The sequence below is a fragment of the Exiguobacterium sp. N4-1P genome, assembly GCF_002214325.1.
Genome location: NZ_CP022239.1, coordinates 27,414 through 43,153, shown reverse-complemented (window position 1 = coordinate 43,153; position 15,740 = coordinate 27,414). Strand labels below are relative to the sequence as shown.

General features: G+C 39.6%; 13 protein-coding genes and 1 pseudogene. 5 read left to right on the top strand and 9 right to left on the bottom strand.

Annotated elements, in window-relative coordinates; genetic code table 11:
* Positions 1 to 207: 207 nt before the first annotated feature.
* Positions 208 to 414 carry a hypothetical protein gene (locus tag A0126_RS18875; RefSeq protein WP_088838344.1) on the top strand — a complete coding sequence of 69 codons (207 nt, stop codon included), beginning with the start codon at positions 208 to 210 and terminating at the stop codon, positions 412 to 414.
* Between the two features lie 525 nt (positions 415 to 939).
* On the opposite strand, the gene A0126_RS18870 is transcribed toward A0126_RS18875, so the two are convergent.
* From A0126_RS18870 to A0126_RS18850, 5 genes are all read right to left on the bottom strand, one after another.
* Positions 940 to 1,626 carry a hypothetical protein gene (locus A0126_RS18870; RefSeq protein WP_088838343.1) on the bottom strand — a complete coding sequence of 229 codons (687 nt, stop codon included), beginning with the start codon at positions 1,624 to 1,626 and terminating at the stop codon, positions 940 to 942.
* 703 nt (positions 1,627 to 2,329) lie between these two features.
* The gene (locus A0126_RS18865) at positions 2,330 to 3,406 is read right to left on the bottom strand and encodes a hypothetical protein (RefSeq protein ID WP_088838342.1); all 1,077 of its coding nucleotides are present in this window, start codon (positions 3,404 to 3,406) and stop codon (positions 2,330 to 2,332) included.
* A 928-nt stretch (positions 3,407 to 4,334) separates the two neighbouring features.
* The gene (locus tag A0126_RS18860) at positions 4,335 to 5,525 is read right to left on the bottom strand and encodes a transposase (protein WP_162288278.1); all 1,191 of its coding nucleotides are present in this window, start codon (positions 5,523 to 5,525) and stop codon (positions 4,335 to 4,337) included.
* Complete coding sequence (locus A0126_RS19930) at positions 5,425 to 5,808, bottom strand: transposase family protein (RefSeq protein WP_369834798.1); 384 nt, start codon at positions 5,806 to 5,808, stop codon at positions 5,425 to 5,427. The genes A0126_RS18860 and A0126_RS19930 overlap by 101 nt, the downstream gene beginning before the upstream one ends.
* Positions 5,809 to 6,229: 421 nt before the next feature.
* On the bottom strand, positions 6,230 to 7,663 hold the full coding sequence (locus A0126_RS18850) for a hypothetical protein (protein WP_088838339.1): 1,434 nt from the start codon (positions 7,661 to 7,663) through the stop codon (positions 6,230 to 6,232).
* 535 nt (positions 7,664 to 8,198) lie between these two features.
* On the opposite strand from A0126_RS18850, the gene A0126_RS18845 reads away from it, so the two are divergent.
* Together A0126_RS18845 and A0126_RS18840 are read left to right on the top strand one after the other, a co-directional pair.
* A complete protein-coding gene (locus A0126_RS18845) occupies positions 8,199 to 9,011 on the top strand; it encodes a ParA family protein (RefSeq protein ID WP_050678792.1) in 813 nt (270 codons plus the stop codon).
* Positions 9,008 to 9,208 carry a hypothetical protein gene (locus tag A0126_RS18840; protein WP_050678793.1) on the top strand — a complete coding sequence of 67 codons (201 nt, stop codon included), beginning with the start codon at positions 9,008 to 9,010 and terminating at the stop codon, positions 9,206 to 9,208. The genes A0126_RS18845 and A0126_RS18840 overlap by 4 nt, the downstream gene beginning before the upstream one ends.
* Before the next feature lie 123 nt (positions 9,209 to 9,331).
* Here the strand turns inward: A0126_RS18840 and A0126_RS19665 are convergent.
* Positions 9,332 to 9,508: pseudogene (locus A0126_RS19665) on the bottom strand (transposase); the annotation flags it as partial.
* Between the two features lie 477 nt (positions 9,509 to 9,985).
* Here A0126_RS19665 and A0126_RS18835 point away from each other — a divergent pair.
* Complete coding sequence (locus A0126_RS18835; RefSeq protein ID WP_088838338.1) at positions 9,986 to 10,279, top strand: hypothetical protein; 294 nt, start codon at positions 9,986 to 9,988, stop codon at positions 10,277 to 10,279.
* Between the two features lie 551 nt (positions 10,280 to 10,830).
* Here the strand turns inward: A0126_RS18835 and A0126_RS18830 are convergent.
* Positions 10,831 to 11,388: a hypothetical protein gene (locus A0126_RS18830; protein ID WP_088838337.1), complete on the bottom strand. Its 558-nt coding sequence runs from the start codon at positions 11,386 to 11,388 to the stop codon at positions 10,831 to 10,833.
* 252 nt (positions 11,389 to 11,640) lie between these two features.
* On the opposite strand from A0126_RS18830, the gene A0126_RS19325 reads away from it, so the two are divergent.
* Positions 11,641 to 11,811, top strand: a complete 171-nt coding sequence (locus A0126_RS19325) for a hypothetical protein (RefSeq protein WP_157898511.1) — start codon at positions 11,641 to 11,643, stop codon at positions 11,809 to 11,811.
* A gap of 940 nt (positions 11,812 to 12,751) precedes the next feature.
* Here A0126_RS19325 and A0126_RS18820 read toward each other — a convergent pair.
* Positions 12,752 to 13,336, bottom strand: a complete 585-nt coding sequence (locus tag A0126_RS18820) for a PBECR4 domain-containing protein (RefSeq protein WP_088838335.1) — start codon at positions 13,334 to 13,336, stop codon at positions 12,752 to 12,754.
* Positions 13,337 to 13,695: 359 nt separating this feature from the next.
* On the bottom strand, positions 13,696 to 14,034 hold the full coding sequence (locus tag A0126_RS18815) for a YolD-like family protein (protein WP_088838334.1): 339 nt from the start codon (positions 14,032 to 14,034) through the stop codon (positions 13,696 to 13,698).
* Positions 14,035 to 15,740: the final 1,706 nt, after the last annotated feature.

The following is a 15,740-nucleotide window of genomic DNA, read 5'->3' as shown; positions in this document are numbered from 1 at the left end:
GAAACACTCAAGTTCAATAAATCGATGATTAGTCGTGAGATCTACCAAGAGAAAAGTCGAGCGTCCGTAGAAATCATGAGCATCAAGAAGAAAGCCAAACAACAGATTGAGGATATCCGAACAGAAGCCAAGCAAACCTTCTCTTTGATACAAGAAAAAGTGTAGACTTTCAAATTCGATATGACAGAACAACAGGAACGTCTCATCATGGACACACAGGACATGAACCGACTTTTGGATGCCACAAAGAAAGACATCGAGGAACATCAAAAACAACTCTTTGAGCGAATCGGTGAATCTCGATCTGAAGCCGAACCTATTGAACAAAGTATCGATGTCGAACGATACGTTTTTAGAACTAAAAAAGCGAGCGGAAGTCGCGGGACGGATGCAACGGGCATTGCGAATCTCTGAGCAACGAGTCCAGACGCTGGAGAAGGATAATAGACAAATGGAGAATAGCGCTTTGAAGCGTCAGAAAGATAGCCAATTAGGTGAGATGTTCACCTTGGGAGTCGAGGTCTTCAAGCGAGTGATCGACAAGATTCGAGACATGGTAGCGGCTCAACGGGATAAGGACGGGAATCCACAAGTAACGAAAAAGTTGATGGAACACGCTTTGTGATATGCGAAAGAATACGTCGGTCAGAAGATGAACATGCAGAAAGAAGCCACGCCACGAAATGAGTACGAAGAGATCGGGAGAGACATTGCGATCAAATCGCTTGCTGCCAAATAGAAAGAAAAGGGATACGGCTCTGGTTTAGAGCGTTAGGAGTCCGTACGCCCGTTTCTAAGCTATAATATTGTCAACTGACGGAATAACGAATAGAACCCCTCAGAATCACTCGCAGGGCGTTGAACCGAACCCTGAATGGTGGACAATTGATAAAAGACCCCATTCGAGGTTCGGTTCAAACTCTAGAGCTCAATTCATATTTAATAATCACTATTATTTTTTATTTTTAGCTTGATATTCTTATCATTTGTGTTAATAGTTTTTATGATATTTTCAATTTTTTTTACCAGTTTAATTTTATTTTCAGAGAAATAAGGATTTCCCAATTTATCATGGCCCAATTTTAGATTTAAAAATGCTCGAAGGATAAACTCTTCATTAGTAAATCTTTTATTAATGTTTTCAAAGCTACGAATGAATACAAATATTATTCCATAAAAAATACCTAGTGATTTTATAAAATCAATCATTGATGAGAATAAGATGCCCCACCAATTTGTCATTTCTATTTTTGTTATTTCAATTCCAAATGATATTACATAACCATAAATTGCTGTTGCGAACAAAGCAAGAAACGCAGTAAAAAATTCAAAGATTCCAAAGATTCCAACTGTATGTTTGGAAGTTTTTAAATAAAATAAATTATAAGAAATTAATAAAGTCAGATATACTCCGAAAAATAGTAAAAAAATCGAAAGTACTATAAATAAAATTAGAAGAGTATTTTGAGTATTTAAACTGTACTTTTGAATGAAAGTAGAGGTACTTGTAACACCTCTATGGAATAGAGAAACTTGTTTACTTGTAAACAACCAAAAAATTAATGGCGGCATCAAATAACATATATAGAGTAAGATACTCAGAAGTAAAACTTTTAATTTTTTCAAATTTATTTTTTCCTCCTATGTCTTGAACGATTTTTAATAGTCGACCTTCGCACAACATTTAATTTATATAAAGTAAACTACTTTCTCACTACACACACTTCAATTAGTTCATGACTATATTCTTTTATATGACTCTAAAGTCGTACCTCCTATCTTTTACTACAAGTAATTTTATCAGTCTTCTACTGGAGAAATATATATCAATACATCTTTTGTATACATTATCTCATTTTGATGTAAATAGCATTTGAATCGATTTTCTTCAAATGATCTTAATGTGCCATAAATTAAATACAAAGACAGATTATTATCATTATATACATTAAAAAAAATTAAAGAGATTAAATAAGAATTAAAGAAATTAGAAAAAACAAAGCAGCTAAAAACCCTTTTATATCAACAAATATCAGATATTTTAACAGCTGAGAAACGAGTAGAATAATTTGCATTAGTTCAGTTATATTTTTTTTAGATAGAATAATTTTTGAGTTACTTCGAAATTTATTGTTTAATTAACAATTTTACTTTTTTATTTGTTCAATAAATTTGTTTTTTTTCCTAAATGGTATAATGCTGTCTTCTTAAGTAAAAATATAAAACTATTGAAAAAAATCTGGTCATGTAATCTCATTTTAATTTAAATCAATGAAAAACTAATGGTTTTCATTGATTTTTTTCATAAAAGAACATAACAAATAGACTATCATGCGATAGCCAATTTTTCTGTATGTCTACGTAAACGCTCATTGAGGTACAGTATAGGTGATTCAAAAAACAGCTGATAAATGTCTGATTCTTGAAGAAGCTCACCGTATTGATGGAAGTCATTGCGAATTGCGCGCAGTACTTCATCGCATGCTGTGAAGCCATAAGTGTCACTAAGCGACTGAAGAGAAGAAGAAGATACTTCAAGTCGATCAAAATCGATATAGTCACGCGCTACTTCGCGAAGATCAAACCAGCTAATGAGTGTGCTTGCACGTTCAGTTTCCCGGATTTTTTTACTATCCACTTGAGCTTCTAGTTTCACGTGGAACATAAGCGGACGAGTAACGGTATGCATCCGGCGTTTAAGTGCAGCATTTTCTTTTAAAGCAGATAGGAAGTCTTTTGTATTTTCAACAAGATGAACGTTGAAGAAGCGCGACAGTTGATCAAGCATACCCTTCACTGCGAGACGATGACCACAATAGCGTGGTAAGAACCCACGAACCTCATCATACGTGAGTGTCGCTTTGTCTTGCGACTGAACATGGATATCTCGTTCTACTTGTACGAGTGCACGTAATGCTACTCGTAGAATATTGACATGATCAATGTCCATTAGTTGTCGAACCATTCCACACCAAAGTGAAGTATAGCCTGTCTTAGAGCGATGTGTATCGGCTTCTTCAAAAAGATCACGATAGTTTTCAAGATAGTCAATGAGTTCAATTGTCACAACGCCAGAGAAATGAACGGAGTAACGAATGAGTCCAACTGATTCAAAAAGGCGTAGGTTATTATGTAATGAACGAACTGAAGTTCGAGCATAGTTAGCTAACATATCATTCTCAACAAGCGAAATAATACCTTGATCATCGCAATGAGATAGAAGAGTCAAAAGATGTCGAATACGAGACTTCGTCCATTTCAAATCCAAGAAAGGCTTAGGGATATTATAGTGATGTTGCTCATACAAAAAACCTTCTTGTCGCTTTGTCCAACGAGTTAATCCGCTCATTGCAATGAGTAATTTGTTTGCGACTAATACATGTCGATTTTCTTGATTCATTGACATACCTACACCTCCTCTACTATGAATTACTACAACTAGTATCCATTTCCATAAAAGAACTGTCAAAACGCGTTTCTGGTACGGTAAATGACGACCAACCTATTAAAAACGTTGATATGAAGCCATTTTCAGCTACAAAAAAAGTGTTATTTCAGTACGGTCTAAAACGACCAAAACATCAATAATCCCTTCGTAGCGCCACTCATGGCACCTAGAATCATAATTTTTCATGATATTAAACTAAGTAAATGTCGTTTCGGTACGGTAAAGAACGACCAAACCTAATAAAGTGTTGTTCCAGTACGGGATATTTCGTCCAAAACATATAAAAGTGTAACTTCGGTACGGTAAGAAGCGACCATTTAAAGAAAATAGTGCTCAAAAATAAATTTTAAAAAAGTGATAATTTTCGTTAAAGGTCATTCTGGTACGGAAATTTTTGACCAAAATACTTAAATGTCGTTTCGGTACGGTATTTCGCGACCAAAATACTATAAATGTCGTTTCAGTACGGTTCAAAACGACCAAACTACTTATGTATTATTAGAAATATGCAAATCTAGGACGAAACAATATTACCAAAATTAAAAAATGGTCGTTTTTCGACAAAATTCGATATGAAGGTACATTTTAAACTGATTAGTTAATGTACAAGGTAGATCGTATGACCTTTATTCATACAAAAAACGCTTATATAATTTTCATAAGACTAAATCTTAAAAAAATATAAAAGCGTTTTTTAAATTACTTAAATTTTGAATTTTTTATATAAGTTATTTCTTTCTTGTGAACTGTACTTAATGACTTTAAGTATTCATTTATTTTTTATGAGAGGATAGTTGTGTAATGCAGAATAGGAGTGGTTCTTACGCAATGTTAGTGAATGTTGACGAGCATATTCCCAACTAAACATTATCATTTTCTTACAATATTAATACTCCGGATCTGGATTGCGACAGAGCACTCGAATACGGAGTAGATCGAAGTTAGCCCGCCCATACATGAGGCGTTTGATCATTTTCAATCGATTGACATTGCCTTCCACGTAGCCATTGTTTTCTTCGTACTGACAGGCTGCCAAAATGACCGGAAGGTCTTTCTTGAGGCGACGCACAAAGCGAGCGAGTCTCGGATGTGCCGTGACTTTCGGGTTCATAATCAAACGAAGTAGTTCATCACTATCTCGCACACGTATTGCTTCTCGGAATCCTTGGATGAAGCAGAATGGGATTGAAAGATCCGGATATTCGCATAACAAATCTGAAACATCTGCGATGTCTTTCTCATTCTTTTTCGGCCATTGCCAGAGTAATCGACAAGCATCTTTACGCGATAAAAAGAGCGGATTTTCTAGAAGCAGCCCCCTACGAATATCTCGAGCCCGATAACGGATAGCCCCGTAAGATCCCTTATACCCTAGACCTCTGAGTAGTCGATTGATTTCCTTCAATGTCAAATGGTTCATGACGTACTCTCTTAAATAATCCATATAGCGATCAATTGAGTGGGAACGTTTCGGTCGTAGTGACGAGGGGTGATAATTAAGCTCATTATACTTCTTGACAGTTCGCCAATTCAGGTGAAGAGAACGAGCGATTGCATTCAGGGACATGCCCTTTCGATGCATGGATTGAACAGAAGAGACAAGTATTTGGCGATTAGAATCAATGGAAGGAAAATCTGTTGTAGAGGAATTCCCGTCCTCTACAACAGACTGGCTCTTATGGATAGGTAAGCGACTAGGTAGCACACGTCTACAAATAGTAACGAGCAACTCCCACAGATTGTGAATCAGATGGAAACGATCACTCACTACGACGACGCCTTTTTTCTGAAGTGTTTCCTGATACCCCGGGAATCTGTCTGAAGAAGCTCGAACAGGTTTTTCAATCAATCGATCCATCCATTCAATCAACTCTTCAGGATTCCGTGAACAGAATAATTCGATTGGACGATGGGTTTGTGCATTGCAGATGATTGTTCCATAACGATGTCCTTTTTTGAAGGCGAAGTCATCAATCCTAATGATATCGGGCTGTTCCGAAGGAACAGGGACACGTCTCAAAATCTTGAGAAGCGTATCGTGACTGATCCGTATACCAATCAATCGTCGGGCAAACACGTGCCGCTTCCTTAGCATTCATGGCAAGCATCAACGTCGTCAATACATGATCGGTCCGGTTGGTCCGCCGAGAATAAGGTACCGCCCACTCGAGGCGTTCAGTAAAAATGATGCGTTCACAGTTCGGGTTATCGCAAAACCATTTCGGAACTCGAAGCATGAGTCGGATACATTGCTGTATTCTGAACAGATCACGAATCCTTCTCCAAGTGAAACCGTGCCTTCTGTCACAACGTGTACGGCAGTCCGGACAGTGGCTAGTGCAAGAAACGAGATGCGCCATAAGGTGTGTCTCGTGATCATTCTTTTCCATCGTCATTATGCGAATACGCGGATCCAGTTCTTCGATCTCGTACATAGGAATCAGTCCTTTTTAACTCTATTCCCATAGTATTGAAAACATTACCTCACTAACATTGCGTAAGAACCACAAACCTATTGCAAAATACAATAGTTACTACAAGATTTATAACTAATAGACCAATTAATATTCCAACGAACACCTTTTTTCTTGTAAGTTTTAATGTCCCCTTTTTTTTCATTCTAAGAATTAAAAGTATAATTAAAAAAATTAGTCCTGCTTGTATTAACGATTGCATAATCCCCTCCTTATTGACGTTCAGTCGATACGTTACTGCCCATGTACTATTGGCAATAATACGACTAGATTGAGTTGTTCTATACCTATTTTAATGTTTCTATTTTTACAGTGAAAGAACATTGCTGCGATCATCAAGTTCCCAACGTTCTAAGGGATGGAAGTAAAGAAAGTAGTAATCTCCTGAACGATGCCAGTCTTGAATAATAAAATCGAGTTCTTTAATTCGATCAAGATTCGTTTCGAGTTCCTTTAAGTTTTCTGCTTTCCGACTTTTATTGAACCGGATAGAGTGCGTGAACTGTCGCCAGTGCCGCTTCGCCGGGATCTCCTCCTTGAGTTGGAAAGAGTTGAGGCGTTCTTTTTGTAGGACGAACGACAGATGATAGGCGAACGTGCCCTTCAATCGTTCGATTTGCTCTCCGTAGATGCTAATAATCTGTTGCTTGAGCAGATCGTCATAGACCTCTTCCGAGACAGTCACAGTGATTTGCGTGTCGCGCTGGATAGCAGATGCTCCACTGATTTTGACGGACGAAAATAGACCGAAGATGGAAAGGTCACCATCCTCATTACGTACCGCGACCCGGTAGTAACCTAACTTAACGAGACGCTGCGTTGTAAGGGTATAGCTCTTCCCACTGTCATTCCCATAAATCTTCTTGACCAACTTTGAGATAGGGAACACAATCTTTCGATTCGTTTGGAAAGTCAGATCGCGATAAGAAAGAATTTCGTTGAACGCTTCAAAATCACGTGAATCAAGATCAGGCACCTTTCCATCTAGTTCGGCAAGGAACTCGTTGCTAACGAGGACGGAGAGGTTATTTGGTACACCCTGCTTGTATTTAGGTACGACGGCTGAGTAATCATGCAAGTCTAGTGAAAGGTCCGTCAAAGTTCCTTCCCCTTGGTTAAACTTCTCGGTCGTGTTCTTCATACGATCTGATAGACCGAAGAACGGTACGGTGATCGAGGTAGACGTCGCTACATGCGCTTTTGGTTGTGCACGTTTTAATTCCTTAGCCACTTCACCAATAACCATGAGGATATCAGTTCGCATGGTCGTTGTTCGTTGATTCTTAGTCTTTTGTCCCCAATGTGGATACGTATGGATTAAGAGATTATTGTTTTCAGCCCATTCTTCTAGTTCACGTATGTGTTCTTGCATTAATTGTTCAACGCTAGCAACAGAAAACTTTCGCTGGAAGCCTTCTTTCCCTGCAATATTCCAAAATTCGTGGTACATTTTGTGGAGTCCCCGCAGCTCTTTCATTGGTCCCTTGTTTTCAAGATAATTTCGAATTGCTGAGCGGACCCAGCGACGTTTTAGTTTTTTGAACGAATAGTAACGGAGCTTAGTATAAACGTCTTCTTCATTTTGATATTCATAGTATTCTTCATAAAGTTGATTGACATATGTTTCTACGTCAGCGATATCAATGGATGCAAGTTGTTCAGTGACATCATTTTCGAGCAATGTCTTCGCTGCTTGAGAAACAACGAGCTGTCTATGCTGTGTGGATGATGTAGAATCCATAATGCATCTCCTCCTTAAGTCATTGTAATTAGCATATCATGAGACATCGTTTTTAACTTAAAAAGTATAAGTTGAAAACATGTGTAGAAATGTATATGTACACATCTATATATGAGTACAAGACAGCGGAAAGTACATGAATGAAAGTGTTTAACTATACGTAAGTACATATATGTGTGTGTATATGTATTTAACCATACATAAGTAAATGAGTACAACCATACCGAAGAACGATAGTTTATTTTTAATTTTAGTTTTTATATAGAAGAAACTCGTTATAAAATGATTCGATCTATTGGTTATACTACACATAATTGATGTACGTTTTTCTAAGATTTAACTGATAATCCGACGGGATTATGCCTGATTTCTTTCGTAATATCTCGGTACTCTATTTTTCACCTTGCTGTCGTTCTCCTTGAACTGGTATTCTTAATAAGTAATGTGTACAACCATACAGGCTAAATACTTAATCACAGTGTATAACTCATCGTATTATGAATGAAAATATTTTTTCATAGGGAGGTTTCTTTTCATGTCGAAACAAGCCATCGTCATCAATATTTCGAACTTCAAGGGTGGATCTGGAAAGTCGACAACGACAGTCGGTGTCGCTCACGAAGTTGCAAAGATGGGGTTTAAAACTCTCGTCGTTGACTTCGATCCTCAAGCCGATGCGACAGCGTTCTTAATGCCTGATTTGAATCTAGACGAGAATATGACCGTGTTCGAAGCGTTTCAAGCGGGAGACTTGAAGCTTGCCTTATACAATGTCCGTGAAAATCTCGACTTGATTGCATCTGATTTTGACCTAGTCGGATTGCAACTGTATTTGAATAAATTCAGGGGACTCAAGGCACGTGCAAGTGTCCTTCATGCATTGATTGAACCGTTACGTGAGGAGTACGATTTCATTTTCATCGATATTCCACCGACGTTATCGGATAACGCAAACAATGCGTTCGTAGCTTCAGATTTTCTCGTGATTTCCTTGCAGACTCATGGTACGTCTCTCCGGGCAGCGCAAAAGTTCTTGCCGTATCTTGCTGAAACAATCACGTATTTCAATGAAGATCTTCAAATCGCTGGTATTCTATCTGTCATCTTCACGAAGGGGGCAAGTAGTGACACACGAGTCATGAAACAAGCAGCGGAGCAATTTGGAGATGCAATGTTCGATTCGACAATCCTATACCGCGAGCGTATCAAGTCTTGGGGAGAACACGGTCTACTCGACGAAGATGGCGATCGATGGGACAAAGATGCTCTTAAACAATACCGCGAGTTCGCTCTTGAACTGATCGGTCGCATTAATCAATTTAACTCTGAAGAGGAGGTTACCTCATGAGCAAACGGATGAACGAAGACTTATTAAAAAATACATCACGTACTGGTAAACGTAGTCCACTTTTACCGCAAACAACGCAACGTCATACGGTACAAGTACCAAGGGAATTACACAGACGCCTTCGTCAAATTGCTTTCGACAAAGAAATTTCAATGGCAAAAGTTATCGAAGAAGCTCTCGATAAAGCTGGACAATAAACGAAGATCTACCGATATAGCAGCTCTTCAGATTGTAAACAAACCCTCATTTCGCAGTTGAAATGAGGGTTTGTTGTACGTAATAGTGACTAAAATACGAATAAGACATGGATCCCAGGAATCTCAAGACCAATTCGCGAGCTTTTTAAGATTCAAGGCAATGAAAGAAAATATCGCTTGAAGCGTCGTTTTTTTACTCCACAGTAACGAACAGGTCTAACGCATACCATGCTTTTCTTTAGCGTCTTCGAAGACACGTTCATTTGTTTCCTGACGTTTTCGATACAACGCTCGATTCATAACGTCTTCTAAATACGATGCGCATACGTATACCAAACGTAAATACAATTAAAATAATAAAAAAATAAATTTGATATCGCAGAAAATCTAAAAAGAGTCACAAAGAACTCGACAAAACATCGGTTTAAAAATGGTACTCACGTATCATTACATGTTCTCTAAGAACTAAGCGTTTTTGAACACAGCCATAAGAGCGAAAATTCCTCCTGCTCTTATGGCTTTTTCTATAGCTGTAGAATGATAAGAAGCTTATTGAGCTGGCTATCTTTGGTTCATATTTTCAAAAGAGAACGGAGATAAGTAAACAATCATGATCGTAAAAGGACATCTGAAATAAAAAAACAGAAGAGATTAAAAATATAATACTGAGATGAAAAAATAATTGAGGAGATTGTTTCAATTTCTTCATCCAACGGATGAGATGAGTTATAAGATCGCAGGACAACCTGTGATCCTAGAGGAAAGGAGGAATAACGCATGCCCAAACTCAGATATTGGAGTGACCGAATTACTTTAGCACAGCAACGCGATGTTGATGGAAAAATCCGTGAACTCGGAAAGCAACTTCAACGTCGCACTGGTGACTTTAGCGCTTTGGATTTGTTTAACGCGGATATTTTTGCATACGGTGTTTTTCTAGATCTCGACTTAACAGATGAAGAAATCGTTGCACTGATTCAAGAACGACTACAGATTTTAACTAGAATGAGCAAGGAGTTTACAGCTATCCAGTCAGAAAACGGATTTCATTACATGTTTTCTGAAAAGTAAGCGTTTCTGAACAAAGACATAAGAGCGAAGATTCTTTCTGCTCTTATGTCTTTGTTCGTATTGCGAACATCGAGACCTTGTCGAACGACTTTCTTGACGATCTCTTTGAAACGCTATTCCTTTATTTGATAATTGCAGCTCGTTGATTGTCACGTAATCCTTAGCTATACAAAATCACGAACTTGCCATTTACCGGAAACTACTTTCCTCGTCCGGTACCGCATCATGGAACTTCTTAAAATCTTGCTTTGATTGATGCGAAATATGTCTTTCAGAATAAATTATGAAATCCCCTTCCGGACAATAGACGGGCGGCGTCATTCAGATGATGCATAAGGCACGTGTGAACGTGTCCTCCGCTCGCGAAAACCTTATTGACCACGTGTCGACACCAAAGCAAAACGCTAGGACCGGTCGTGGTTTGGACTGGTAGCGCATCGATTCTCTCTCTTTTCTTATAATAAAACTTGCTTACTGACAGTGTTATTGGTGTGCACAACCATGAAAATATACTTGAGTACAACCATACGCGAGTACATGTACTTACGACATCATGTAAATAGTTTTCCTTCGGTCGGGAATCGTTCCAGGAACAACTCATAGTTTTCCTTCGAATAAAGGTCGAGGACGATATCCGTGATTTCATCGTACTCTTCCGGAAGGTCATGGTGATGGCGGTCTTCTCGATATCCGATGGCGACGCTACCTTCTTCAATTTTCTTAACGGTCGGGTGACCGAGATACGATAGGTCGGGTGAAGACGAATCATTTTGATAGACGATGAGGCAATGTACGCTATTGTCACCGATCCAGAAGTTCTCGATATATTTAATATCACCGGGGACCAAATACCAGAAATGCTGCCATTCACTCGTTGGGAATAATCGTTGCCCGACATGTTTTTTAATTGGTTCGATCAAGAGTTCCGCGACGGGCAACATTTTGATGTTCGACTGAGTTGTTTCATATACTTTGATCTTGTCCTGCATCTTCTTGATTTTTTTCTTCAGGCGACGAATTTCCTTGTTCATCAGATCCATGACGACCCGTGATTGCATATATTCGTTTTGATATTGTTCACGACCTTTTTGATTGTTCGTCTCAGGCATGCTAATATCCCCTTTACAGTTTTGACTCGTTCATCGTACCTAAAAAAATCAATCTTGGCGAGTTGTGACAGGTGTAGATTTATATAGATCGGATAGGGTCTGTTATTGATTGTATACAGTAGCTATCGCGCGCTCTATTGATGTGTACAAACATACGTGAGTATATATGTACATGTATGATTATATGTTTGTATGGAGTATGAATGTTTACGTGCGAGTATTTGTTTACTTTGAATGTGTTCAAAAAGTAACTTGGAGCGAAGTGGGGGGGACTTCTCGGATTTACTCCTCGTCGATCCGGAAGAAGTGATTTCGATCACTTTGCTCGGTCACTTGCTGGTTAAAGTAATAGTGGAATGTCTCCCGTTCGTAGACCTCGGACTTCGCGTCACAGGAATATTCGACGCCGTGACGACGGAGTAACAAGAGACCATAAGGATATTGCCGATGGAAATGGAGTTCCGTATCGCACTAGTCTTCCTGATGGGTCACGACACATTTTTTGATGAACCGATCAATCTTTCCTTCGAGCATCATGATATCACTTGCCAGGTTTGTTGAACTGTCTGATACGGGAATCCATCCTTCGTGAAATAAAGTAGATGATGATCCCGTCCATACTTGACGAGCGTTCCTTTCGTACTCAGATCAGTACTCATGACATGGATGAACTTCTTCAAGACGAATCAGAACGCTTGTGTAATATCTTGCTCGAGCGATGCGGGCGACGTGTCCGAAATAGTCAAAGAAATAACAATCGGTATAGACGCCGGTCAAGAACCACTGATCCGCTGATTCATAGGCGTACGATGCATTGAATCGTGCCGTTCGTCTTCGAATAGAAATGAAAATTCGGCATCTTCGAACCGCACCTCGAAGGTTTACTCCTCGACATCAATCACTAGAAGTGGTGCTTTCATAAGGAAACGATCGAGGAAGACTTCTAAACTCTTTTTCATGTCATCGCTGTCGAACTGGATGGAACGCTATACATTTGCTAGAGGACGACAGGACGGAAGTGAGACGGCAATTCATAGTATTCAAACAGGTTGATCATGTGGATGATGCGTTTCATTTGGGTTCTCCTTCCTTTTGCCAATACCGCTCAAATAACGCAGTGTGCCCGGTGTCATACATGGATGATGTTCTCCGAACTGGTAAAACAGTTCGGTTTGATCTTTCGCATAATCGAGATGATCCAGATCTTGTACTTCATGATATTTATAAAACAGCTGGTAACGGTATCTTCAGCAGGTTCATATGCTTGAGGTTGGCTCTGACTATACCCTTTTTTCGCAAATTGTATCGTGGTCGTGTGAAAGAGAACAAAAAAAGAACGATCCGAAGATCGTTTTGTCTCGTTTTATTTTTTGAACGATACGCTGTGAATCTCTTGTCCGTTCGAATCAAGAATCCGCATCGATTTGTAAGGTGCCTGAATACGATCCGCTTTCTTCGCTTTCGGACCCTGGTCCTCTATGAAGGTCATCGGATAAAAAACAGCCGGATCTTCGGAGCCGACGTTGCTGACGCCAAGATAATACACCCAGTTGTACCGGGTGTCGTAACAATAGAACATGACCTTAGCTGGTCCTCTTGTTTTTTCACCGATTTTTGGATTGGTCATCAATTCCACCATTAGACTGAAGAACATGATGCGGTACTCCATTTCTTCATACGTTTGCGGGTTCTTCTCTTTAAGAGAAGCGATCGTCAGCTCGCCTGATTTGATCATGGTGTTGATCTCAAGGTTTGTCCCTAAGTTAAAATAATGCAATCCAATCAAGTGAGGGAACTGCGCATACTTGAAATGAATCTGAAGCGGAGAGACTTTATTGTCAGTCTCGTAAATAAAGGTCTTGTTTGCGAAATGTTCTTCATACATTTCGAGTAGACCAAATAAAGTAACCTGATCAAAGAAGTCAGGACGATTTTTTAGTCGTTTCATCACGATTAATCTCCTTAGAATGAAGTCTACAAAAAAGAGTGACCCTCGAAAAAGGGTCACTCCCGAAAATTAATCGTACGGTACGACTGGACATTCTCCAGTGGGATGCTCCTGTGTATTATTTCTCAGCTTGTCCTTTGTAAAAACATAAAGACAAGTGTGCCCCCAGGCGGGTCCGGATAGTACCACGTATCCTTCATAAGTATATTACCCCTAATACGACTGTTAAAACAAGCAAATTCGCTCAGTTTATGTCCTTTTTCGACAGTTTTATGTCTAAATCGGACACTTTCGTAACGTATTGGCATCGGACGACTCCACTCGCTTCGAGGAGATGGTCGTGCACATCAGGCATATACTTAGAAGACTGTCGAGGCACCAATCAGCTGATCGAAGCGTACGATTTCTTCTTGGAAATTACTTTTTCGTAGTAAAATAGTGTCTTTTTCATAATTGAGTTTCTCAACATATGCGTTGAACTTATATTCGATTTCGGTGTGATGCGTGACAATACGGAGGAGCCCTCCGTTAAAGATTGCATCATTCAACACATTTTCGATTTGTGGATCCAATAGCTCGTCGTAATTCGGGACATCCAGTTGATGTACTTCCCGGTGATACTGTTTGAGCATCGCCTCGTGTTCAGGCATGAGAAATAATACCCATTTCAAGTTTCCGCGGTTGACGTATCGCGTCATTGTGAATCACTCCTCTAGGTTTCGAAAAATAAAGAACATTCGTTCCTAATTTATACCCCAGATTCGTGATCCGCAATTCTGCTCTTCGCAACGGGTACCACGTCGAGAATGGCGTCGGCACCGCGCTAACTTTGATGGGTCTGGTTGTTTTTATGCATGTTGGCTCAGCGGCACTCAGACGACGTCTCGTCCGTTTACAGCCGATTAGAGTGCGATATTGCACCCATTTTGATAGAATTTTGCAGGAATTCGCTCGTTTTCGCTCGATTTCTGCACGTTCAGGAAAAAATGATGATTGTTATTGCGTTGAATGGCTTCGCTGCAGTCGTATGATCAAGACGAACTGAGCAGGTCTCCTTCTCGTGAAACGATGGTGACATTAAAATATATAGGAAAAATAGGAGATTTTTTTAACAACAATTTTAATTTTTTTGATTTTCATAAGCATACGCCAACGTTGATGAAGCGGAAGGGCACTTTCGTACGCCTTCACTCATTCAATTATGGGGCTGCAACATGCCTAGTAACAAGCATAACTGACCTTACTGACAAGCATAATTTTAAAATAGTGCGTTGAATTGGAGTAGCAGCAGGTGACCTACCTGATGCCGATGATAATACATGTGTTTTATTCTACTACATACGATAATTTTTGTGATGTCGATAAACGTCTTCCGAACAAATATCGGAATGCGTCAAACAGCGGAATCACGCTGTGCCAAGCTGTCATCGTACGGACGAATTGATTCGTTTCAAAGTAAAACAAATACTCCATTCGAGGCGTATTAATTGAATCCTTTAATCGTTCCCCTGAAGAATCCCTCCATGTGTACATCATAGATTAAATTATGACAGGTTTGCGACCGAAGTTCGACTCACTGATGAACTACATCTAGTAAACGAGGGGTAATCCTTACTGTGTTTCGTTGGTATTGCTGGCGTCATAAAAAAACGACATACCCGGTGAGACCGAACATCCTCAACGTGAGTTACCGCTTGCATATGATTCCCCGAACAGTGTATATAGAAAAGGAATCTGCACGAAAGGTGACATGATGGTGGAATTTGCTACCGGCCAGCTGAACCGGTAGCGCCTCCACAAGAGATATTTCGAGCATATATGAGAACTGTGACCGCGAATGGCTCGAAATGCGATTCACAGTGTAAGAGATGTATGATTGTGACGAAATCGAAGAATCCCGATTTGTAGCAAAGTGGCTCCGCGGCTTTAACGAATCCGTTTAGTGGTGTTCGCTGCTTGTTCGTCAGCCGATCAGGTGCGATTCACATTTCGAAGCGAATGCAAATGCCGAACTGGGAACTCGAAATAAAAGACCGCCGCGTGACCAAAATGGCTTGTCACCCCCGATACTTCCTCATCGAAACCATTAGAGGTTTCAAAGTCAATATACTTCGCAAACTTTATGAATATTCCGCTCAGATGTCCGAGCAGTCGGGAAAAGGTGTCTGATAATGATCCAGAAACGCACGCCCTTTTCTTCCCTGTATTCTATGCGGCGCCATCCGAAAATTTTTTTACATGATATCTATTTTTGAAAATGATTGGAGTTATAAGGAGGGGCGACGTCCTTTTTGATGTATGCTCTCCTCATGTACGTCATTGTGTCACAAAATCAAAACGAATGTGCGGTTATTCGGTGTGACGTCGAAAACGAAACTTTGGTATTGCTAGAGAAATCGATGAC